Annotated in this window: 26 protein-coding genes; 18 read left to right on the top strand and 8 right to left on the bottom strand. The window is 33.9% G+C overall.

Features of this window, described 5'->3' with window-relative positions; genetic code table 11:
• Positions 1 to 175 precede the first annotated feature (175 nt).
• From cidA to JG553_RS09925, 7 genes are all read left to right on the top strand, one after another.
• Positions 176 to 571: a holin-like murein hydrolase modulator CidA gene (gene cidA, locus JG553_RS09955; RefSeq protein ID WP_000549734.1), complete on the top strand. Its 396-nt coding sequence runs from the start codon at positions 176 to 178 to the stop codon at positions 569 to 571.
• On the top strand, positions 564 to 1,253 hold the full coding sequence (locus tag JG553_RS09950) for an LrgB family protein (protein ID WP_001001019.1): 690 nt from the start codon (positions 564 to 566) through the stop codon (positions 1,251 to 1,253). Before cidA ends, JG553_RS09950 begins: the two co-directional genes overlap by 8 nt.
• A gap of 46 nt (positions 1,254 to 1,299) precedes the next feature.
• Complete coding sequence (locus JG553_RS09945) at positions 1,300 to 3,039, top strand: pyruvate oxidase (protein ID WP_001062658.1); 1,740 nt, start codon at positions 1,300 to 1,302, stop codon at positions 3,037 to 3,039.
• Between the two features lie 300 nt (positions 3,040 to 3,339).
• Complete coding sequence (ptsG, locus tag JG553_RS09940; RefSeq protein ID WP_000473675.1) at positions 3,340 to 5,406, top strand: glucose-specific PTS transporter subunit IIBC; 2,067 nt, start codon at positions 3,340 to 3,342, stop codon at positions 5,404 to 5,406.
• Positions 5,407 to 5,785: 379 nt separating this feature from the next.
• Positions 5,786 to 6,196 (top strand): acyl-CoA thioesterase, encoded by a 411-nt coding sequence (locus JG553_RS09935; protein ID WP_000206033.1) that lies wholly within the window; start codon positions 5,786 to 5,788, stop codon positions 6,194 to 6,196.
• A 41-nt stretch (positions 6,197 to 6,237) separates the two neighbouring features.
• Complete coding sequence (locus JG553_RS09930; RefSeq protein ID WP_000240662.1) at positions 6,238 to 6,582, top strand: thioredoxin family protein; 345 nt, start codon at positions 6,238 to 6,240, stop codon at positions 6,580 to 6,582.
• Positions 6,583 to 6,714: 132 nt separating this feature from the next.
• The gene (locus JG553_RS09925; protein WP_001228162.1) at positions 6,715 to 7,683 is read left to right on the top strand and encodes an alpha/beta hydrolase fold domain-containing protein; all 969 of its coding nucleotides are present in this window, start codon (positions 6,715 to 6,717) and stop codon (positions 7,681 to 7,683) included.
• Positions 7,684 to 7,764: 81 nt separating this feature from the next.
• Here the strand turns inward: JG553_RS09925 and JG553_RS09920 are convergent, their stop codons facing one another.
• The gene (locus JG553_RS09920; RefSeq protein ID WP_011447074.1) at positions 7,765 to 8,700 is read right to left on the bottom strand and encodes a DMT family transporter; all 936 of its coding nucleotides are present in this window, start codon (positions 8,698 to 8,700) and stop codon (positions 7,765 to 7,767) included.
• Between the two features lie 182 nt (positions 8,701 to 8,882).
• The gene (locus tag JG553_RS09915; protein ID WP_001177186.1) at positions 8,883 to 9,086 is read right to left on the bottom strand and encodes a hypothetical protein; all 204 of its coding nucleotides are present in this window, start codon (positions 9,084 to 9,086) and stop codon (positions 8,883 to 8,885) included.
• Positions 9,087 to 9,636: 550 nt separating this feature from the next.
• Here JG553_RS09915 and JG553_RS09910 point away from each other — a divergent pair.
• From JG553_RS09910 to JG553_RS09890, 5 genes are all read left to right on the top strand, one after another.
• The gene (locus tag JG553_RS09910) at positions 9,637 to 10,680 is read left to right on the top strand and encodes a PTS sugar transporter subunit IIC (RefSeq protein ID WP_000353634.1); all 1,044 of its coding nucleotides are present in this window, start codon (positions 9,637 to 9,639) and stop codon (positions 10,678 to 10,680) included.
• A gap of 2 nt (positions 10,681 to 10,682) precedes the next feature.
• Positions 10,683 to 11,363: an L-serine ammonia-lyase, iron-sulfur-dependent subunit beta gene (gene sdaAB, locus JG553_RS09905; RefSeq protein ID WP_001140234.1), complete on the top strand. Its 681-nt coding sequence runs from the start codon at positions 10,683 to 10,685 to the stop codon at positions 11,361 to 11,363.
• 13 nt (positions 11,364 to 11,376) lie between these two features.
• Positions 11,377 to 12,276: an L-serine ammonia-lyase, iron-sulfur-dependent, subunit alpha gene (sdaAA, locus tag JG553_RS09900; RefSeq protein WP_000460421.1), complete on the top strand. Its 900-nt coding sequence runs from the start codon at positions 11,377 to 11,379 to the stop codon at positions 12,274 to 12,276.
• Positions 12,277 to 12,294: 18 nt separating this feature from the next.
• Positions 12,295 to 12,393 (top strand): hypothetical protein, encoded by a 99-nt coding sequence (locus JG553_RS09895; protein WP_001789909.1) that lies wholly within the window; start codon positions 12,295 to 12,297, stop codon positions 12,391 to 12,393.
• 61 nt (positions 12,394 to 12,454) lie between these two features.
• The gene (locus JG553_RS09890; protein ID WP_001549802.1) at positions 12,455 to 12,625 is read left to right on the top strand and encodes a hypothetical protein; all 171 of its coding nucleotides are present in this window, start codon (positions 12,455 to 12,457) and stop codon (positions 12,623 to 12,625) included.
• A gap of 437 nt (positions 12,626 to 13,062) precedes the next feature.
• On the opposite strand, the gene JG553_RS09885 is transcribed toward JG553_RS09890, so the two are convergent.
• Positions 13,063 to 13,554 carry a GNAT family N-acetyltransferase gene (locus tag JG553_RS09885; RefSeq protein WP_000621927.1) on the bottom strand — a complete coding sequence of 164 codons (492 nt, stop codon included), beginning with the start codon at positions 13,552 to 13,554 and terminating at the stop codon, positions 13,063 to 13,065.
• A gap of 193 nt (positions 13,555 to 13,747) precedes the next feature.
• Between JG553_RS09885 and srtA the strand changes: the two genes are divergently transcribed.
• The gene (srtA, locus tag JG553_RS09880; RefSeq protein WP_000759361.1) at positions 13,748 to 14,368 is read left to right on the top strand and encodes a class A sortase SrtA; all 621 of its coding nucleotides are present in this window, start codon (positions 13,748 to 13,750) and stop codon (positions 14,366 to 14,368) included.
• A 159-nt stretch (positions 14,369 to 14,527) separates the two neighbouring features.
• Here the strand turns inward: srtA and JG553_RS09875 are convergent, their stop codons facing one another.
• Together JG553_RS09875 and JG553_RS09870 are read right to left on the bottom strand one after the other, a co-directional pair.
• Positions 14,528 to 15,259 carry a peptide ABC transporter permease gene (locus JG553_RS09875; RefSeq protein WP_001795485.1) on the bottom strand — a complete coding sequence of 244 codons (732 nt, stop codon included), beginning with the start codon at positions 15,257 to 15,259 and terminating at the stop codon, positions 14,528 to 14,530.
• A gap of 5 nt (positions 15,260 to 15,264) precedes the next feature.
• Positions 15,265 to 15,900, bottom strand: a complete 636-nt coding sequence (locus JG553_RS09870) for an ATP-binding cassette domain-containing protein (RefSeq protein ID WP_000773921.1) — start codon at positions 15,898 to 15,900, stop codon at positions 15,265 to 15,267.
• A gap of 320 nt (positions 15,901 to 16,220) precedes the next feature.
• On the opposite strand from JG553_RS09870, the gene JG553_RS09865 reads away from it, so the two are divergent.
• Entirely contained in the window at positions 16,221 to 17,021 is an 801-nt protein-coding gene (locus tag JG553_RS09865) for a Cof-type HAD-IIB family hydrolase (RefSeq protein ID WP_000237517.1), read from the top strand.
• Positions 17,022 to 17,269: 248 nt separating this feature from the next.
• On the opposite strand, the gene JG553_RS09860 is transcribed toward JG553_RS09865, so the two are convergent.
• The gene (locus JG553_RS09860) at positions 17,270 to 18,262 is read right to left on the bottom strand and encodes a D-lactate dehydrogenase (protein ID WP_000161536.1); all 993 of its coding nucleotides are present in this window, start codon (positions 18,260 to 18,262) and stop codon (positions 17,270 to 17,272) included.
• Between the two features lie 269 nt (positions 18,263 to 18,531).
• On the opposite strand from JG553_RS09860, the gene JG553_RS09855 reads away from it, so the two are divergent.
• A complete protein-coding gene (locus tag JG553_RS09855) occupies positions 18,532 to 19,203 on the top strand; it encodes an NAD(P)H-dependent oxidoreductase (RefSeq protein ID WP_000069101.1) in 672 nt (223 codons plus the stop codon).
• Between the two features lie 119 nt (positions 19,204 to 19,322).
• Here JG553_RS09855 and JG553_RS09850 read toward each other — a convergent pair whose 3' ends face one another.
• Both JG553_RS09850 and JG553_RS09845 read right to left on the bottom strand, forming a co-directional pair.
• Positions 19,323 to 20,129, bottom strand: coding sequence for a VOC family protein (locus JG553_RS09850; protein ID WP_000863985.1), 807 nt, complete (start codon positions 20,127 to 20,129; stop codon positions 19,323 to 19,325).
• Positions 20,130 to 20,299: 170 nt separating this feature from the next.
• Complete coding sequence (locus tag JG553_RS09845) at positions 20,300 to 20,584, bottom strand: GNAT family N-acetyltransferase (RefSeq protein WP_000067115.1); 285 nt, start codon at positions 20,582 to 20,584, stop codon at positions 20,300 to 20,302.
• Positions 20,585 to 20,810: 226 nt separating this feature from the next.
• Here JG553_RS09845 and mhqR point away from each other — a divergent pair, with 226 nt between their 5' ends.
• The 3 genes from mhqR (at position 20,811) to mhqD (ending at position 22,906) form a co-directional block, all read left to right on the top strand.
• Positions 20,811 to 21,245, top strand: coding sequence for a MarR family transcriptional regulator MhqR (gene mhqR, locus JG553_RS09840; protein ID WP_000376235.1), 435 nt, complete (start codon positions 20,811 to 20,813; stop codon positions 21,243 to 21,245).
• Positions 21,246 to 21,322: 77 nt separating this feature from the next.
• The gene (mhqE, locus tag JG553_RS09835; RefSeq protein WP_000609348.1) at positions 21,323 to 22,291 is read left to right on the top strand and encodes a ring-cleaving dioxygenase MhqE; all 969 of its coding nucleotides are present in this window, start codon (positions 21,323 to 21,325) and stop codon (positions 22,289 to 22,291) included.
• A 21-nt stretch (positions 22,292 to 22,312) separates the two neighbouring features.
• Positions 22,313 to 22,906 (top strand): methylhydroquinone degradation carboxylesterase MhqD, encoded by a 594-nt coding sequence (gene mhqD / locus JG553_RS09830; RefSeq protein ID WP_000400034.1) that lies wholly within the window; start codon positions 22,313 to 22,315, stop codon positions 22,904 to 22,906.
• Positions 22,907 to 22,996: the final 90 nt, after the last annotated feature.

Genomic DNA, 22,996 nt, shown 5'->3' with positions numbered 1-22,996 from the left:
TACGTGGGTCATTGAAATAATGAGTGTTTTTTTGTGAAAATGAAGTGAAATTTAGAGAGCGTTTCCATAGAAAATAGTAATACAAACTATAAAAAAAGAGTATTTTTATATTGTGTACGCCATCTTTATAATAGTTATTGTAACAATTTAGACATATTTAGAAAGGGATGGCGCCATGCACAAAGTCCAATTAATAATCAAACTACTACTACAACTAGGAATCATCATTGTGATTACTTATATTGGCACAGAAATTCAAAAGATTTTTCATCTTCCCTTAGCCGGCAGTATTGTTGGTCTATTTTTATTTTATTTACTATTACAATTTAAGATTGTACCGCTAACTTGGGTAGAAGACGGTGCAAACTTTTTATTAAAGACGATGGTCTTTTTCTTCATACCGTCAGTTGTAGGTATTATGGATGTTGCTTCCGAAATTACGCTAAATTATATACTCTTTTTCGCAGTCATTATCATAGGAACATGTATCGTTGCATTATCTTCAGGTTATATTGCTGAAAAAATGTCTGTTAAACATAAACATCGTAAAGGTGTAGACGCTTATGAATGATTACGTGCAAGCCTTATTAATGATTTTGTTGACTGTCGTTTTATATTATTTCGCTAAAAGGTTACAACAAAAATATCCGAACCCATTTTTGAATCCAGCATTAATTGCATCTTTAGGAATTATTTTTGTCTTACTTATCTTTGGAATTAGTTATAACGGGTATATGAAAGGTGGCAGTTGGATCAACCATATTTTAAACGCAACGGTCGTATGTTTAGCGTACCCACTTTATAAAAATAGAGAGAAAATTAAAGACAATGTCTCTATCATTTTTGCAAGTGTATTAACTGGCGTCATGCTGAATTTCATGTTAGTGTTCTTAACACTTAAAGCATTTGGCTATTCTAAAGACGTCATTGTAACGTTATTGCCCCGATCTATAACAGCCGCAGTAGGTATCGAAGTGTCACATGAACTAGGTGGTACAGATACGATGACCGTACTTTTTATTATCACAACGGGTTTAATCGGTAGTATTTTAGGTTCGATGTTATTAAGATTTGGAAGATTTGAATCTTCTATCGCCAAAGGATTAACGTATGGGAATGCGTCACATGCATTTGGCACAGCTAAAGCACTAGAAATGGATATTGAATCCGGTGCATTTAGTTCAATTGGGATGATTTTAACTGCAGTTATTAGTTCAGTGTTAATACCTGTTCTAATTTTATTATTCTATTAATTTAGATATTTAAAATGATAGACAGAAAGGGAGGCTATTAGTAATAATGGCAAAAATAAAAGCAAATGAAGCATTAGTTAAAGCATTACAAGCATGGGATATAGATCACTTGTATGGTATTCCAGGAGACTCAATCGACGCAGTAGTCGATAGTTTACGTACAGTGAGAGATCAATTTAAATTTTATCATGTACGTCATGAAGAAGTAGCAAGCTTAGCGGCTGCTGGTTACACAAAATTAACTGGTAAAATCGGTGTGGCATTAAGTATCGGTGGCCCTGGTTTAATTCATTTATTAAATGGTATGTATGATGCCAAAATGGATAATGTACCGCAATTAATATTATCTGGACAAACGAATAGTACAGCACTTGGAACGAAAGCATTCCAAGAAACAAATTTACAAAAATTATGTGAAGATGTAGCCGTTTATAATCACCAAATTGAAAAAGGTGACAATGTGTTTGAAATCGTTAACGAAGCAATTCGTACGGCATATGAACAAAAAGGTGTAGCTGTTGTTATTTGTCCTAACGACTTATTAACTGAAAAAATTAAAGATACAACGAATAAACCAGTAGATACATCAAGACCAACAGTAGTATCACCAAAATATAAAGACATCAAAAAAGCGGTTAAACTAATTAATAAAAGTAAAAAGCCTGTCATGTTAATTGGTGTAGGTGCGAAACATGCGAAAGATGAGCTACGTGAATTTATTGAAATGGCTAAAATTCCTGTCATTCATTCATTACCAGCTAAAACAATCTTGCCGGATGATCATCCATATAGTATCGGTAACTTAGGTAAAATCGGTACCAAAACATCTTATCAAACAATGCAGGAAGCGGATTTATTAATTATGGTTGGTACAAACTATCCATATGTGGATTACTTACCTAAGAAAAATATTAAAGCCATTCAAATTGACACAAATCCTAAAAATATCGGACATCGTTTCAATATTAATGTAGGAATTGTTGGAGATAGTAAAATTGCGTTGCATCAGTTAACTGAAAATATTAAACATGTTGCTGAAAGACCATTCTTAAACAAAACGTTAGAACGTAAAGCGGTTTGGGATAAATGGATGGAACAAGATAAAAATAATAATAGTAAACCATTACGTCCAGAACGATTAATGGCATCAATCAATAAATTTATTAAAGATGATGCAGTGATTTCAGCAGATGTAGGTACAGCAACAGTTTGGTCAACTCGATACTTAAACCTTGGTGTAAATAACAAGTTCATCATTTCAAGTTGGTTAGGTACAATGGGTTGCGGTCTTCCAGGTGCAATTGCATCAAAAATTGCATATCCAAATAGACAAGCCATCGCAATTGCTGGTGACGGTGCATTCCAAATGGTAATGCAAGACTTCGCTACAGCAGTACAATATGATTTACCTTTAACTGTATTTGTACTTAATAACAAACAGTTAGCATTTATTAAATATGAACAACAAGCAGCTGGTGAATTAGAATATGCAGTTGATTTTTCTGATATGGATCATGCAAAATTTGCTGAGGCAGCAGGTGGTAAAGGTTATACAATTAAGAGTGCTAGCGAAGTAGATGCTATAGTCGAAGAGGCATTAGCACAAGATGTACCAACGATTGTAGATGTATATGTTGATCCTAATGCTGCGCCATTACCAGGTAAAATTGTAAATGAAGAAGCGCTTGGTTATGGTAAGTGGGCATTTAGATCAATTACTGAAGATAAACATTTAGATTTAGATCAAATTCCACCAATTTCAGTGGCAGCAAAACGTTTCTTATAACTGATTTAAAGGTTATCACAATTGAATTGAACTATAAAAACGGTAATTTCTATTTCAACAAAATGGGAATTGCCGTTTTGTTTATTTATCACAAATGATCGTACTGAATTGATGATAAAATTGTGAAAAAGTTGTTGAAAACGCTTTTACAAATATGTATAATAGCTATGAATTAGATATCACTTGCGTGTTACTGGTAATGCAGGCATGAGCAAACAACCGCACTATGAGAATAGTCTTGTTTGTTCATGCCTGCTTTTTTTGTACATGGAAGCGGAAATTGAGATAGGGGATGTTTATATGTTTAAGAAATTGTTTGGACAATTGCAACGTATCGGTAAAGCATTAATGTTACCTGTTGCGATTTTACCAGCAGCTGGTATTTTATTAGCGTTTGGTAACGCAATGCACAACGAACAATTAGTAGAAATTGCACCATGGTTAAAAAACGATATCATTGTAATGATTTCGTCGGTCATGGAAGCAGCAGGACAAGTTGTATTTGATAACTTGCCATTATTATTTGCAGTTGGTACAGCACTTGGATTAGCAGGAGGAGACGGTGTTGCAGCATTAGCAGCGCTAGTAGGTTACTTAATTATGAATGCAACAATGGGGAAAGTGTTGCACATTACAATTGATGACATTTTCTCATATGCCAAAGGGGCAAAAGAATTAAGTCAAGCAGCGAAAGAACCAGCACATGCTTTAGTATTAGGTATTCCAACGTTACAAACGGGTGTGTTTGGTGGTATTATCATGGGTGCTTTAGCCGCATGGTGTTACAACAAATTTTATAATATTACACTACCACCATTTTTAGGATTCTTTGCAGGTAAACGATTTGTACCGATTGTGACATCGGTCGTAGCAATCGCAACAGGTGTGCTTTTAAGCTTTGCGTGGCCACCAATTCAAGATGGATTAAATAGTTTATCGAATTTCTTATTAAATAAAAATTTAACATTAACAACGTTTATATTCGGTATTATTGAACGCTCATTAATTCCATTTGGTTTACATCATATTTTCTATTCACCGTTCTGGTTTGAATTCGGAAGTTATACAAATCACGCAGGTGAATTGGTTCGTGGTGACCAACGTATTTGGATGGCACAATTGAAAGATGGCGTACCATTTACTGCTGGTGCATTTACTACTGGTAAATATCCATTTATGATGTTTGGTTTACCAGCGGCGGCATTTGCTATTTATAAAAATGCACGACCAGAACGTAAAAAAGTCGTGGGTGGTTTAATGTTATCAGCAGGATTAACTGCATTTTTAACTGGTATCACTGAGCCATTAGAATTTTCATTCTTATTTGTAGCACCAGTACTTTATGGAATTCACGTATTATTAGCTGGTACATCATTCTTAGTAATGCATTTATTAGGCGTTAAAATTGGTATGACATTCTCAGGTGGTTTCATAGATTATATTTTATATGGTTTATTAAACTGGGATCGTTCACACGCATTATTAGTTATTCCAGTCGGTATTGTATATGCTATCGTGTATTACTTCTTATTCGACTTTGCAATTCGTAAGTTTAAATTGAAAACACCAGGTCGTGAAGATGAAGAAACTGAAATTCGTAACTCTAGTGTCGCAAAATTACCATTTGATGTCTTAGATGCAATGGGTGGAAAAGAAAACATTAAACATTTAGATGCATGTATTACACGTCTACGCGTAGAAGTGGTTGATAAATCAAAAGTAGATGTAGCAGGTATTAAAGCTTTAGGCGCATCAGGTGTATTAGAAGTTGGAAACAATATGCAAGCTATCTTTGGTCCAAAATCAGATCAAATTAAACATGATATGGCCAAGATTATGAGTGGTGAAATTACGAAACCAAGTGAAACGACAGTGACTGAAGAAATGTCAGATGAACCAGTTCACGTAGAAGCACTTGGAACAACAGACATCTATGCACCAGGTATCGGTCAAATCATTCCATTATCAGAAGTACCTGATCAAGTATTCGCTGGTAAAATGATGGGTGATGGTGTTGGCTTTATCCCTGAAAAAGGTGAAATTGTAGCACCGTTTGATGGTACAGTGAAAACAATCTTCCCTACGAAACATGCGATAGGATTAGAATCTGAAAGTGGCGTCGAAGTACTTATTCATATTGGTATCGATACAGTGAAACTGAATGGTGAAGGATTCGAAAGTCTGATTAACGTTGATGAAAAAGTAACACAAGGTCAACCATTAATGAAAGTGAATTTAGCATACTTGAAAGCACACGCACCAAGCATCGTTACACCAATGATTATTACAAATCTTGAAAATAAAGAACTTGTCATTGAAGATGTACAAGATGCTGATCCAGGTAAGCTAATTATGACAGTCAAATAATGATTAAAAATGAAACAGCATATCAAATGAATGAACTTTTAGTCATTCGTAGTGCGTATGCGAAGTAGCGAGTTGAAAGAGAATACGTTACAAAAGGCAGTAGCTTAAAATGAAGCTACTGCCTTTTTAGTGCGCAATGATGTATAGCAGGTGTGTTGATGATAATAAGTTAAATATTAGTGTTAGATATAGAAAACATTGCTTATGTTTTTGTCACATTTTAGAAAAATGCATCTTCGCGACTAGCCAAATTAATAGTCTCATTGAAAAGTTTGATTTTCCGTAATAAAGTTCAATTGCTTGTATTTTTATCATGAAAGTAATAAAAATAAATTAACATGATTTTAAATCTATTTGTAAGATAAGGAGATTTGTCATTATGACAACAGAAGGTCTATTAGTTGCAGAGAAAGAAATCGAAGTGAATGGTTACGACATTGATGCGATGGGTGTCGTTAGTAATATCGTTTATATTAGATGGTTCGAAGATTTGAGAACAGCGTTTATTAATCAGCACATGAATTACTCAACAATGATCAATCAAGGCATTTCACCTATACTTATGAAAACGGAAGCAGAGTATAAAGTACCTGTCACAATACATGACAAACCAGTAGGTCGTATTTACTTAGTTAAAGCAAGCAAGATGAAATGGGTGTTTCAGTTTGAAATTGTGTCCGCACATGGCGTGCATTGTATTGGTACACAGACAGGCGGTTTTTACAGATTGAGTGATAAGAAGATAACCTCTGTGCCACAAGTGTTTCAAGACATTTTAGCAACAAAATAATGACTTCATTTTAAAATATAAAAAGTAAGAAGGTGTTCGAAATGGTTAAGCAATTAAATAGTGTCGAAGCATTCCGTGAATTTATTCATCAATATCCGTTAGCAGTTGTACATGTCATGCGCGATCAGTGTAGCGTGTGTCATGCCGTTTTACCACAAATTGAAGACTTGATGCAATCATATCCCAATGTGCCATTAGCTGTGATTAATCAAAGTCAGGTGGAAGCTATTGCTGGAGAATTAAATATTTTCACTGTACCTGTGGATTTAATTTTTATGAATGGAAAAGAAATGCATCGTCAAGGGCGTTTTATCGATATGCAACGTTTTGAACATCATCTTAAGCAAATGAATGATAGTGTAAATAACGATGTCGATGAGCATTAATATCGCAAATGATTAGCATTGCTAAGATTATGTAGACATCATAACTTATTTCCCAGTAAATATTGGTAGTAATTAGAATCAGCATGGTACAGTAGAACTATAGTAGAAATCATCAAAGAGGAGTGACGACAAATGCGTAAAAAATGGTCTACACTTGCGTTTGGATTTTTAGTTGCAGCATACGCACATATTAGAATTAAAGAAAAACGCAGTGTGAAAAGTTATATGTTAGAACAAGGTATACGATTATCTAGAGCTAAGCGTCGTTTTATGTATAAAGAAGAAGCGATGAAAGCATTAGAAAAAATGGCGCCACAGACAGCAGGCGAATATGAGGGAACCAATTATCAGTTTAAGATGCCAGTAAAAGTGGATAAGCACTTCGGTTCAACCGTTTATACCGTTAACGATAAACAAGATAAGCATCAACGCGTTGTATTATATGCACATGGAGGCGCATGGTTCCAAGACCCACTCAAAATTCATTTCGAATTTATTGATGAACTTGCAGAAACACTCAATGCTAAAGTCATCATGCCAGTATATCCGAAGATTCCGCATCAAGATTATCAAGCGACGTATGTGCTTTTTGAAAAGTTGTACCATGATTTATTGAATCAAGTAGCAGATTCTAAACAAATCGTTGTAATGGGTGACTCTGCGGGCGGTCAAATTGCTTTATCATTTGCTCAATTGTTAAAAGAAAAACATATTGTGCAACCAGGACATATTGTATTAATTTCACCAGTTTTAGATGCAACGATGCAGCATCCTGAAATTCCTGACTACTTAAAGAAAGACCCAATGGTAGGTGTGGATGGCAGTGTGTTCTTAGCTGAACAATGGGCAGGGGACACACCTTTAGATAACTACAAAGTATCACCAATTAATGGTGACTTAGATGGTTTAGGTCGTATTACATTAACTGTTGGTACAAAAGAAGTACTGTACCCAGATGCTTTGAACTTATCGCAATTGTTGAGTGCGAAAGGTATCGAACATGACTTTATACCTGGATATTACCAATTCCATATTTATCCAGTATTTCCGATACCAGAGCGACGACGCTTTTTATACCAAGTGAAAAATATTATTAACTAAAATAAAAAACTCTGATATCACCTATAAGGTAACTACGTTGTTAAATAATAGTTACTTGCTAAAGTGATTATCAGAGTTTTCTTATTCATCTAATGTTTCAGGTTGTCTTTTAAGTGATAGTAATAAAATTAAAATCATAATAAGAATGATGCCTACGATTTGAAATGGTTTGAATGCCACATGTAACCATAGACTGCTTGCGATAACGGCTACGACAGGTTCAACAGTTCCGAATAATGTTGTTTCTTTCGCTGATATGTATTGTAAACTGTCGATAAAGAAATAAAATGCGAGTGCGGTACCACCGATAATACCAAAGATTAAAAATAATATAATTGATATGTCCCATTTAGTGATATCAATGTGCCAAATTGGATGGCGTAAATTCATCGCAACACCAGAAATAAGCATTGCCCACCCGACAATTAGAATCGAACCGAAGCGGTTAAGTAGGTCTGAAGGATAAATTGTGTAAAAAGCGAGTGCTACACCAGCTAAAATACCCCAGAATAAACTTGCAGGATTGACGACTAAATTAGAAAATGAACCATTTGTTAATAATAAAAATGTTCCTAATAGTGTCATGATAATAGCAAGCACATCAAATAATGTTAGTTTTGCAACGCCTCTTATGACAAACCAAATAATAATATAAACTGGCGCAATGTATTGTAGTAATGTTGCAATCGCAGCATTACCTGTATTAATAGATGCCATATAAGCATATTGTACTACTAACATGCCCAGTATACTGAAGATAAGTAATTTGCCTAACATACGTCGATCTTGGAATACGCTAAATATTGAACGTTTGGGTTGCATCATTTTGTACATAATAAGTAAGAAAACACCACTGACTACAAGTCGAGCAGTGACGTACCAATCGACATTAATATTCTTATATTTGAACAAGAAATCAGAAACAGTACCACCTAATCCCCATAAACAAGCACCGACAATGGCAAGTATAATTCCTTTTAAACGCAAAGCTGAATGATTATTCGCCAAGTATCTCACCCCTTTAAAACTTAACACCAACAACATAAAATATGTCGGTGTATGATAATGATTTAATTCATTATATCGACTTTTAAGAAAGAGTGAAATGAGAAAATAAAAAAATCATCTAAGATGTAGTGGTCTAGATGATAGATAAATGAATCGATATGGGAAATGAATGTTGAAACACAGAGGATAAACTATTTAAATGAGATTTCAGGAAGACTCAAATGTTTTTGCGTAAGAGATCCATGATGAGAATGCTGACTATCTAACACGAAATGTGATACATCATGTCCAGTCATACTCGTATATAAAATAATGACTAAATAAGAAGTGAACGTTATAAAGATAAGTGCTAAATAGATAGAAATTGCAACTTTAACGGAATGACTCAATTGCACCTTTATCGCCTCCACTAAGTTATACTAAATATTTTCATCTTCAGTATAACCAACCATTGTTAAGTTGATGTAAATTTAGCTTTAAAAAAAAGTAAAGATTCAACCTATAGACTATCATCATTCCTATCAGAAAACTAAAAATAATATCCTACTTTAATTATCTTATTGCAAATATATGTGTAATAAGTTATTTTTGAATATAGTGTGCGGTTTTATAAACACAGCACAAAAACAAAAAATAAATAGCTCGAAAGATAAAGTGTATAAATATTAAAAGTTTTTAGAAATATTACTTACTTTCAGATGTAAAAAAGTTATCAAAAAACTGTCACACAACTGTTTGAAATATAGAGTAAAAAGTTAATTAGTAAATATTAACGACAACATAAGTAGTTTTTGAAACAATCCATTTTAAAAATCTTTCACAAATATGAAATATTTCACTTAAATATTTGATTTGATAACAGATAAAAGTTGAAAACGTTTTCTTAAGGGTGTACGATGTTTATGGTCTGAAAATAAAATAAACATAGAGAGAGGTTTTTGGGAAATGGATATTCTGTTAGGTGTAGGCACATTAGTCTTGGTTTTAGTGATCATGACGCTATTTTTAAAGTATGCACCGTACGGTAAACAAGGACTACAAGCATTATCCGGTGCAGCTTGTGCGACATTTCTACCACAAGCATTCTTAAGTTATGCTATTGGTGGCGTATTTGATATTAAATTTCTACAAGATATTGGGGATTTAGCAGGAAGTTTAAGCGGTATCGCAGTAGGTATTCTAACGTGCTTAAACTTAGGCGTTGCACCAGTATTTGCGGTCATTGTTGGTTTAGTATTACATGACTTTAAATTATTACCAGCATTCATCGCAGCTTATGGCGTAGCTTTTTTAATTAAATGGATTGAAAAGAAAGTTCCAGAAGGCTTGGACTTAATTGTGGTGATCTTATTTGCACCAGCAATTGCTTTCGGACTTGCATCAATCATTACACCTGGTGTGCTAGCAACATTAAAACAAATAGGTAGTGCTGTCACTGCGGTAGGTGATAACAATCCATATGCATTAGCGGTCATTTTAGGACTAGTGATTCCTGTTACAGGTATGACACCGCTAAGTTCAATGGTATTAACAAGTTTATTAGGACTGACAGGTGTTCCTATGGCTATTGGAGCACTAACATGTACAGGTAGCTCATTTGTTAACCTTATTTTATTCCGAAAATTAAACATTGGTGGACCGTCAAAAGCATTTGCAGTTTGTATTGAGCCATTGACGCAAATTGATTTAATAGCGCAATATCCAGTACAACTATATGGTACAAATGCACTGATTGGGGTCGTCAACGCATGTATCGTGACATTTAGCGGACTAGTAATAGGTGTCAAAGGTATGGCAACACCAATTGCAGGCGCCATCGTATTGTTTGGCTTTAATAATGCAGTGACATCAATTGTAACAATCGCAACAGTGATTATTGTCAGCATTGTCTTAGCCTATATTATTGGAACACTAATTAATAAGTTTAATTTAATGAATATCAACTTTAAAATGCCGAGCAAAAAGAATCATATTAAGGAGAGTGTTTAATTATGGCAAAGAGCTATGATTATCAAAGTGCTTTCGATATTATCGGACCAGTTATGATGGGCCCTTCAAGTTCTCATACGGCTGGTGCAGTAAAGATTGGGAATTCAGCACGCGCAATATTGGGAGATATTCCTAAAAATATTGAAATACATTATTATGAATCATTTGCTCAAACACACCAAGGACATGGTACAGATGTCGCTATTGTGGGTGGAGCAATGGGATATTCAACATTTGATAACCGAATTAAATCTTCATTAGAAATTGCAGCTGATGATGGTATTAAAATAGATATCATCGAAGAAGAAGGCGATAGTATTGGTCAACATCCAAACTGTGCTTATATCAAATCATCTCGTAATGATGGTCGCTACATTGAAATTATCGGTATTTCAATCGGTGGTGGTACAATTAAAATTAAAGGTATTCATATAAATGGACTAGAAGTAGATTTAAATCATGGATTACCAATTTTAGTTGTTGACGGAAATATGACTAAAGCACAAGTAAATCATTTCATCAATGATATCAACGATATGAAATTAGACTGTAAAGATGAATTTATTAAGATAGATGAAGATAAATGCTTGGTTGTAATACCATTAAATAAAGCAATCTCAGAATCAACATTAAATACAATTAAAGAGAAATACAGTGACGTAAACGTTTCCTATATAAATTAGAGGGGGAATAAACATGTTTGATTCAATTAGAGAGACTATAGATTATGCCGTAGAAAATAATATGTCATTTGCGGATATCATGGTTAAAGAAGAAATGGAATTAAGCGGTAAATCACGTGATGAAGTGCGAGCGCAAATGAAACAAAATTTAGATGTCATGCGAGACGCAGTAATCAAAGGGACGACAGGTGATGGGGTTGAAAGTGTAACGGGCTACACTGGTCATGATGCTGCTAAACTACGTGATTATAATGAAACACATCATGCTTTGTCTGGATATGAAATGATTGACGCAGTCAAAGGTGCCATTGCAACAAATGAAGTCAATGCTGCGATGGGTATTATTTGTGCAACGCCAACAGCTGGTTCCTCGGGTACCATTCCCGGTGCACTTTTTAAATTAGAAAAAACACATGATTTAACAGAAGAGCAAATGATTGATTTCTTATTCACTTCAGCATTGTTTGGGCGTGTCGTAGCAAACAATGCAAGTGTAGCTGGTGCAACAGGTGGCTGCCAAGCTGAAGTTGGTTCAGCATCTGCAATGGCCGCAGCTGCAGCAGTAGCTATATTCGGAGGATCACCAGAAGCATCCGGGCACGCTATGGCATTAGCGATAAGTAATTTATTAGGTTTAGTTTGTGATCCAGTAGCCGGACTTGTTGAAATTCCTTGTGTTATGAGAAATGCAATTGGTTCGGGTAACGCTTTAATTTCAGCAGATTTAGCATTAGCAGGTATTGAAAGTAGAATCCCTGTTGATGAAGTTATTGAAGCAATGGATAAGGTTGGTCGTAACCTTCCTGCATCATTACGTGAAACTGGATTGGGTGGACTAGCAGGCACACCAACTGGCGAAGCAATTAAACGTAAAATCTTTGGCACAGCTGAAGATATGGTTAAAAATAATTAATGAGATAACAATAAAATATTGATAAAAAAGAAGCATCTGTCTGGATCATTAGTACCAGATAGATGCTTCTTAATTATCTCTGAAGAAGTTGAAAGATTTATGGAAAATGCATACTAATCAAAATAGTGATTGCAAAAGCGCCCCCGTATATCTAAAATAACTTAAAAGGAGTGATGATATGCTAAGACTATCAATCATCTTTATAGCATTCATCATTAACACAACGATTACATATGGATATACGACTGAGGGAACGTGGGTCAATCTATTATTTAAATCTTTATCGCTCAGCATGATTATCGTTTTCATGTTCTACTATATTCGTTTTGTTATTGAGAAAAAGCGTTAAATCAAAGCTATGGGGATAGTATTTGAAAAGAATAAATAAAAGGGACAATGTAAATCAATGTAATATGCTCTACAAAGTTATATTGGCAGTAGTTGACTGAACGAAAATGCGCTTGTAACAAGCTTTTTGGGCCCCAACACAGAAGCTGACGAAAAGTCAGCTTACAATAATGTGCGAGTTGGGGTGGGACGACGATAAAGAAATACTTTTTCTATAGAAATTAGTATTTCTTATGCATGAGTTTTACTCATGTATTCCTATTTTTAAGTACACATTAGCTGTGGCTAATGTGTAAGAACCACTACATAATAAATCATTAGTGGCTCTTTATCATTTCTGTCCCACTCCCCTGAGAAGTTTAAAATTTTATATGTTGGCTTGTTATGTTAAGGGAATTAACATGGTTGTCTTGTTTATATTATGTGATTCAAACATTACTAGTCTTGTAAATCTAATTCGTAAAATGCTAAATCTAACCATCTATTAAATTTAAAACCTACATTGGTCAGTGTGCCGGCATGCTTAAAAGCAAACTTTTGATGCAACTGAATACTCGCTTTGTTGGAAGCATCAATGCCTGCAACTAGCGCACGATAACCTTTAGCTTTTGCTTCCACAATTAAATGGTGTAGTAATTGACTAGCAATACCTTTTCCTCTAGCTGAAGCATCGACATAAATAGAATGTTCGATTGTATATAGGTATGCTGGCCAAGGTCTAAATGAACCGAACGTCGCAAACCCTAAGACACTTCCATTTTCCTCAAATACAAAGATAGGCTCATGCTTACGTTGTTTCGTTTCAAACCATGCGACACGTTCGTCTATGGTTTGTGGTTCATAAGTATAAACAGCTGTAGTATTGATAATGGCATCATTGTATATCGCTAATATAGCGTTTAAATCCTCTTTTTTAGCGTATCTAATCATATCAATTCCCCCTTAGTAATTATTAAAAGCGTTTCGTTATTTGAATGCAAATATGTGTAATGAAATCTAACGTAAAAGTATACATGTAAATTTTATAGTATAAAATGAATTGCTATGAGTCATTTTGAAATTAATGGTATACTATATGAAATGTTAACAGGCATTGTGAAATGTATAAAAGGAGCCTTAACGTATGAAAAAATGGACAAATCGATTAATGACAATCGCTGGTGTGGTACTTATCCTAGTGGCAGCATATTTGTTTGCTAAACCACATATCGATAATTATCTTCACGATAAAGATAAAGATGAAAAGATTGAACAATATGATAAAAATGTAAAAGAACAGGCGAGTAAAGATAAAAAGCAGCAAGCTAAACCTCAAATTCCGAAAGATAAATCGAAAGTGGCAGGCTATATTGAAATTCCAGATGCTGATATTAAAGAACCAGTATATCCAGGACCAGCAACACCTGAACAATTAAATAGAGGTGTAAGCTTTGCAGAAGAAAATGAATCACTAGATGATCAAAATATTTCAATTGCAGGACACACTTTCATTGACCGTCCGAACTATCAATTTACAAATCTTAAAGCAGCCAAAAAAGGTAGTATGGTGTACTTTAAAGTTGGTAATGAAACACGTAAGTATAAAATGACAAGTATAAGAGATGTTAAGCCTACAGATGTAGGAGTTCTAGATGAACAAAAAGGTAAAGATAAACAATTAACATTAATTACTTGTGATGATTACAATGAAAAGACAGGCGTTTGGGAAAAACGTAAAATCTTTGTAGCTACAGAAGTCAAATAATCTATTACGCTAATGGATGAATATATTGAGTGGAAAACAGTCTTGATTGCGAGACTGTTTTTTGTTTGGTATGAGGTAGCAATGACGACGTGTCATTGGTGGAGATTGTAAAAATACATAATAAAAAGAAGCGGCAATGTATACCGCTCCTTTTTTATACTACATACCGATTTTCAACCATCTCTTTCTACTTAGTAATAAGACAATAGTATTAACTATAAATAGAAGAACGAAGAATGATACTATATTTATAATTTCAGTAGGACACATAAATGTTGACTCGTTATTCAATATTTTTTCTACGGCACGATACATCGTATTGCTCGCCTCAAATGGAGCAACGATACCAAATATATTTTTATTAATGGCAACTAAGATGACTGAACCAATCCAATATACAATGCTGATACCTAAGCTGATTAAAATGTTAGGTGAAACCATACTAATCGTTCCAACAACTAAGATATATTGTAAGATAACGAGTGAAAATAAGATTATTAATAGTAAGTAATGTGAGAAATCCGAATATATAATTGAAATAATAGTGATACTTAGAATTATGAACACTAAACATTCAAAAAATAACACTGCTACCTTTTTATAGAAGAAGGTAAAGATATTATCGCCAATCAATTTATAAAACAGGATATTTTTATTCGAATACTCTTTATTAATAAAATATGCAATAACAAATGAAAATAGTAAGAACCCTAATTGCGTTGCAACAGTATATGAACTGAAGAAAAACTGGCTATAGCTTAAACTTTTAACTTTGTCTATACCTATTGGTAAAAAATACCCAAGTAAGAAAAGGAATGTGAATAGCACAACAAGCGTGTAAATAATTTTATTGGAAATACTTTTTTTAAATTCTAATTTCAAAGTGGACACCTCAATTATAAATTAATGTAATCATTTATGACTTCTTCTTTTGATTGGTACTCTTCTATTTGAAGGTCTTTAAAAATAAAGTATTTACCCGGCAAAGCACTTAAATCGGATAAATTATGTGTAATATTGATAATAGTTTTAGTTTGATGGCTTTGAATAAAATCATTTAAAAATTCATAAATTTCATTAACTGTTTTCTTGTCTAAAGCGTTTGTAACTTCATCTAATATGATTAAATCATGATCTTCCAATAAGAAACTTAATAATTTAAGCTTTTGTTTTTGACCATCACTCAAGTTTTTTAGTAGTACGTTAGACGGTATTGCTTCGATGTTTAGTATGTTATAAATCTTATCGAATGTTTGTCGATTGTTTTCAAATTTTGATTTTAACAATGATAATAAAAAATCTTTTGTTATATCATTAGGAATATTTGATGAACTTGATATTAAGGTTACATTTTGAGAAATGGACTTAGGGATATTTCCACTATTATTTAGTAAGAAATCTTTAGCTAATAAAGATTTTCCTACACCATTTTTACCAACAATGTGATTGATCTGACCAAGATAGAAATTTAAATCACAATTGTCAACTAGTTGTTTGTTTTTAACTTTTAAAGAATAGTTATTTAGTTTCATGTATACAACTCCTATGTATAAAGGGATTTATTACACCGATATTTAATTGTATTTTTAAAAATTCTTTCACATTATGTATAGATGTTATAAATTAGTATATCACACTATATTTTGTCTAAATGATAAATATATCGTTATATTTTTACAATATTCTGAAATTTATGTTCGCCTCTGAATGCTATATCCAGTGTAATGTGTTTTGCATATATGAAAGCAATTTCAAAATGTGAATATAGGTTCATTGTGGTATGACAAACTTCATTGCTTGTCATGAGATGGATATAATGAAGACGACTAAAAGAGCAATGAGGAGGATAATCATGGTTAAGGCTATTGCGGTAGATATGGACGGGACGTTTTTAGATTCAAAAAAGACATATGATAAACTTAGATTTGAAGCGATTTTTACTGAACTTAGAAATAGAGATATTACATTTATTGCTGCGAGTGGCAATCAATATGCGAAGTTGAAGTCTATTTTCGGGGATAGAGATATGTATTTTATTTCTGAAAATGGTGCAGTTATTTATAATGGCAATGAGTTATATAATTATAAAAGCTTTAATCGTCAGGTGTTTCAACAGGTTGTCGATTACTTAAATATGAAGCAAAGTATTGATCAACTCGTCATCTGTGGTTTGAAAAGCGCGTATATTTTAAAACATACTTCTGAAGCGTTTAAAGAAGATACGAGATTTTATTATCATCAGTTAAAAGAAATTGACAGTCTACAGCAATTACCTGAGGATGATTATGTCAAAATAGCATTTAATATTAATCGTGAGACGCATCCGAATGTTGACGAAGAAGTAGCAACGCAATTCAGCAATGATATTAAACTTGTCTCAAGTGGGCACGATAGCATTGATATTATTATGCCAAACATGACTAAAGGGCAGGCATTAAAACGATTGTTAGATAAATGGGAAATGTCTCCTTCAGAGCTCATGGCCTTCGGAGATGCGAATAATGATAAAGATATGTTAGCGTTCGCTAAGCATAGTTATGTGATGGAAAATAGTCATGATGAAGAATTGTTCAATATTGCCTCTGCTGTCGCTCCAAGTAATGATAAGCAGGGTGTATTAACGATTATCGAACAAGAAGTGTTGAAAAAGTAGGTAGTATATCATCAATGAAGCAGCTATCATGATACTAAATACATGTTAAATGAAAACTTTGAATACGAATCATCAAATATTAATATATCTCAAACAGGTTAGGCAATAATGCCATAGTAAAATAAGCGCACTAAAATCATTTGAATAGATGATAAAATAAAGCGGATTTTAATCAAATCGATTTTGATACAGATATACAAAATAAAAAGCAAAGGCACATGGCGCGCCTTTGCTTTTAAATATATATATTAATTTAAACGTGTTTCACATGTACCAGTGTTAATGACAGATAATGCTGCGTTTAAACCACCTTCAACAAGGTTTTGTACTGCTTCATCAGAGAAGAAAGCAATATGTGGTGTTACTAAAATTCTTTCATGTTCGATTAACTCTAATAATGTTTTATCGTCAATGTCTTTATTAGTCCAGTCATTTGTGAAGTATGCTGCTTCATTTTCATAAGTATCAATCGCAGCACCTAACAAAGTACCATCGTTCACTGCAGCGATTAAATCAGGTGTATTGATGACTGCACCACGTGCTGCGTTAACTAAGATTGCACCTTTTTTCACATGATCAAACATTGCTTTATCGAATAAATGATAGCTTTCTTTGTTCGCTGGAACATGTAAAGAAATAATATCGGCATCTTTAATAGCTTCTTTAACACTATCTTTATAAGTTAAAAAGTCTAAATCTTTATTAGGATAGGCGTCATAAGCTGTAATTGTAGCACCAAATCCTGCATATATTTTAGCTGTAGCAGCACCGATACGACCCGTACCAATAATTGCAACAGTCATATTTTTAACTGGTTTAGACATGATTTCTGCTTGCCAAGTAAAATCATGTGCTTGTACACGGCGTTCAATATCTGGGAAGCGACGCACTAATTGTAGGGCGATAGAAACAGAATACTCTGCAATTGTTTCAGGTGAATAACTAGGAACGTTAGATATCACAATATTGTGTTTTTTAGCTAAATCTAAATCATACATATCAAATCCAGCAGTACGTTGTGCAATTTGTTTAATACCGTAAGATTCTAATTTAGGATAAACGTCATTTTCTAACTTACCAAATTGCATTGTAGTTACGCCATCGTAATCTTTTAATTGATCGACTGTAGCACTTGATAATAGCTCTTTAGAAGTAGTTACTTCGACATTATTCTTTTTCCCCCAATTTAATGCCATCTCTTTCTCATAATCACGCGTACCAAAGAACATAATTTTTGTCATTATTAAAAACCTCGCTTTTAAAAGATTGAAAAGTAAATGAGTGAAATTAAAGATTATGCACATTAAAATCACGCCACAATTTAATTGTGAAAAATATCACAAATATATTATAACACTAAATTTCCCAAAATTCAAAAGTGTGTTTTATTGCAGAAAACTTATAACATGTGCACAAGTTATAGTGAATTGCAAACGGATTACTTTAGTCTTTTTAAAACATGAAGTATAATTTGTATAGCAATAAATATAAAAATGGGAGGCTATGTTCAATGAGCAATATGAATCAAACAATTATGGATGCATTTCATTTCAGACATGCGACTAAGCAATTCGATCCACAAAAGAAAGTTTCGAAAGAAGATTTTGAAACAATATTAGAGTCAGGTAGATTGTCTCCAAGTTCTCTTGGGTTAGAACCTTGGAAGTTTGTCGTGATTCAAGATCAAGCGTTACGTGATGAATTAAAAGCGCACAGTTGGGGCGCAGCAAAACAATTAGATACAGCGAGCCATTTTGTGCTAATTTTTGCGCGTAAAAATGTAACGTCAAGATCACCGTATGTACAACATATGTTAAGAGATATTAAAAAATATGAGGCACAAACGATTCCAGCTGTTGAACAAAAATTCGATGCATTCCAAGCAGATTTCCATATTTCTGATAATGATCAAGCCTTGTATGACTGGTCAAGTAAACAAACGTATATTGCATTAGGCAATATGATGACGACAGCCGCATTGTTAGGTATTGATTCATGTCCGATGGAAGGTTTTAGTCTGGATACAGTGACAGACATTTTAGCAAATAAAGGGATCTTAGATACTGAGCAATTTGGTTTATCAGTGATGGTCGCATTTGGCTACAGACAACAAGAGCCACCGAAAAATAAAACACGCCAAGCTTATGAAGATGTTATTGAATGGGTTGGACCAAAAGAATAAATAGAATACCGTATGTCTAAATATATAAAATTAAAAAGTTAGCAATAAAAAAGCCTGCGATTACATAAATGAATCGCAGGCTTTTGCGTGAAAAAATTGTATTAATAAAGTATGGATGATTATTTTTCTGGAACAAGGTCAGTATTTGAATGAACTGTGATGTCAAACCCTTCTGGTGCCGTAAATGTATGTGTTGAGGCGTCGGGTTGATAAATATCAACATGTGTTAATCCATAACTTTGTGAATTGTTTTGTCTTGCTTGATTGGATTGCCAAGTATTAGCAGCAATATGATGGTGATAATGATTCGTTGACATAAATAGCGCACGTGGAAAATCAGACACATGTTGGAATCCTAATTGTTCAATGTAACATTGATATGCTGCGTCTAAATCATGTGTTTTTAAATGTAAGTGTCCAATCATGCCTTTTGCTGGCATTCCTTGCCAACCTTCATCAGTACGATGTGTTAATAAGGTTTGGCTATCAACTTCTAAAGTATCCATTTTAACTTTGCCATTTTGCCATTCCCATGAAGATGAAGGTCTATCGCGATAGACTTCAATACCATTACCTTCGGGGTCGTTGAAATATAAAGCTTCACTTACTAAATGATCACCAGCGCCGATGCCCATATTTTTTTGTGCCACGAAATATAAGAAGTTAGCTAGATCCTCAGTAGTTGGTAATAAAAATGCTATATGAAAAAGCCCTGCTTCACGTGGGGAAGTCTGACGGCCGTCTTCTAATAAATGTAACGTTAGAGTATGGCCACCAGTCCCAACAGATAATACGGTTGTATTATCGTCAGAACTTTTAACGGATAGTCCTAAAATGTTTTTGTAAAATGTTGTCATTAAGTCTAAGTCTCTTACGTTCAGTACAATGTTTGTCACTTGTGTTGCTGTTTTATCGTGAAATGCCATTATGCATCGCCTCTTTTTCTATTTTTCTATAAGTTAGTATAAAAAGTATACCAGAAAAGAAAATGAATTGATAGCATAAAGTTTGAAATGCAAAATAACTAGTCGTTTTGCAATTTTATATTGATGCGAACAAAAAAGCGATGGTACAGTTGCACCATCGCAAAATTTATTTAACCAAGATATACATCTTGATATGAATCTTCTTTTTCTAACATATGTTTGGCAAATGAACATGAGGCAATAATTTTCAAATTATTTTCTCGAGCGTGTTCAACAACTGCTTTAAGTAGTTTTTTGCCAACACCTTGACCACCAAGTTCATCAGATACGCCTGTATGATCAATGTTAATTTCATTATTATCCACAAAACGGTATGTGATTTCAGCTAAAGCATTATTTTCATCATCACCAATATAGAATTTGTTCTCGCCTTGTTTGATTTCAAGGTTACTCATACATATCAACTCCTATCATGATTGATTATAGTATTTCCCTATTCTATTTTAACTTAAACGAAGTCAAAGGTGCATGACAGTCATGTGACGACATTGCCACATCTATGTAGTCGTTTTTATTAAGCACAGTTTGAAATGAAGATGAAAACACGTATCTTGACATTAAATCTATTCAGCTATATAATTTATCTCGAAATCGAAATAAAATAAAAAAGTTGGTGATCATATGGATCGAACGAAACAATCTCTCAATGTTTTTGTCGGAATGAATAGGGCGTTAGACACATTAGAGCAAATTACAAAAGAAGACGTAAAGCGATATGGCTTAAATATTACTGAATTTGCAGTGCTCGAGTTGCTTTATAATAAAGGTCCGCAACCAATTCAACGTATTAGAGACCGCGTATTAATTGCAAGTAGCAGCATTTCATATGTTGTAAGTCAATTAGAGGACAAAGGTTGGATTACACGTGAAAAGGATAAAGATGATAAACGTGTATATATGGCTTGTTTAACTGAAAAAGGTCAAAGTCAAATGGCAGATATTTTCCCTAAGCATGCTGAGACATTAACAAAAGCGTTTGATGTGTTAACAAAGGATGAATTAACAATCTTACAACAAGCGTTTAAGAAACTAAGTGCACAATCTACAGAAGTGTAAGGCGTGCACTAAAAATTTACATTAAAGTATCTCGATTTCGAGATAAATGCGCTAAAAATATAAAGAGGGTATATAAAATGATAAATAATCATGAATTACTAGGTATTCACCATGTTACTGCAATGACAGATGATGCAGAACGTAATTATAAATTTTTTACAGAAGTACTAGGCATGCGTTTAGTTAAAAAGACAGTCAATCAAGATGATATTTATACGTATCATACTTTTTTTGCAGATGATGTAGGTTCGGCAGGTACAGACATGACGTTCTTTGATTTTCCAAATATTACAAAAGGGCAGGCAGGAACAAATTCCATTACAAGACCGTCTTTTAGAGTGCCTAACGATGACGCATTAACATATTATGAACAGCGCTTTGATGAGTTTGGTGTTAAACACGAAGGTATTCAAGAATTATTTGGTAAAAAAGTGTTGCCATTTGAAGAAGTCGATGGCCAAGTGTATCAATTAATTTCAGATGAGTTAAATGAAGGGGTAGCACCTGGTGTACCTTGGAAGAATGGACCGGTTCCAGTAGATAAAGCGATTTATGGATTAGGCCCCATTGAAATTAAAGTAAGTTATTTTGACGACTTTAAAAATATTTTAGAGACTGTTTACGGTATGACAACTATTGCGCATGAAGATAATGTCGCATTACTTGAAGTTGGCGAAGGAGGCAATGGTGGCCAGGTAATCTTAATAAAAGATGATAAAGGGCCAGCAGCACGTCAAGGTTATGGTGAGGTACATCATGTGTCATTTCGTGTGAAAGATCATGATGCAATAGAAGCGTGGGCAACGAAATATAAAGAGGTAGGTATTAATAACTCAGGCATCGTTAATCGTTTCTATTTTGAAGCATTATATGCACGTGTGGGGCATATTTTAATAGAAATTTCAACAGATGGACCAGGATTTATGGAAGATGAACCTTATGAAACATTAGGCGAAGGGTTATCCTTACCACCATTTTTAGAAAATAAAAGAGAATATATTGAATCGGAAGTTAGACCTTTTAATACGAAGCGTCAACATGGTTAATTGGAATGAGGAGGATTTGTGATGGAACATATTTTTAGAGAAGGACAAAATGGTGCGCCAACACTAATATTATTGCATGGTACAGGTGGTGATGAGTTCGATTTATTACCGTTAGGCGAAGCATTGAATGAAAATTATCACTTGTTAAGTATTAGAGGACAAGTTTCAGAAAATGGGATGAACCGTTATTTCAAACGTCTTGGTGAAGGTGTTTATGATGAAGAAGATTTGGCATTTCGTGGACAAGAATTGTTGACGTTCATTAAAGAAGCTGCTGAACGTTATGATTTTGATATTGAAAAAGCAGTACTTGTTGGATTTTCAAATGGATCAAATATAGCGATTAACTTAATGTTGCGTTCAGAAGCATCATTTAAAAAAGCATTGTTATATGCACCGTTATACCCAGTTGAAGTAACGTCAACAAAGGATTTATCAGATGTCAGTGTGTTGCTTTCTATGGGGAAACATGATCCAATTGTGCCATTAGCTGCAAGTGAACAAGTCATTAACTTGTTTAATACACGTGGGGCACAAGTCGAAGAAGTTTGGGTGAAGGGCCATGAAATTACAGAAACTGGATTAACGGCTGGTCAACAAATACTTGGGAAATAACAGTTCTATTAAGAAGCGGACAGATGGAAAAGATTTTTACTTTTCATCTGCCCGCTTTTTTGATTTTGAAGTGCTGTACTAAATTTTACA

It is taken from the genome of Staphylococcus sp. T93 (genome assembly GCF_016743875.1).
Lineage (GTDB): Bacteria > Bacillota > Bacilli > Staphylococcales > Staphylococcaceae > Staphylococcus > Staphylococcus aureus.
The sequence above is the reverse complement of the archived record's forward strand: the minus strand, read 5'-3'. Positions and strand labels throughout refer to the sequence as shown.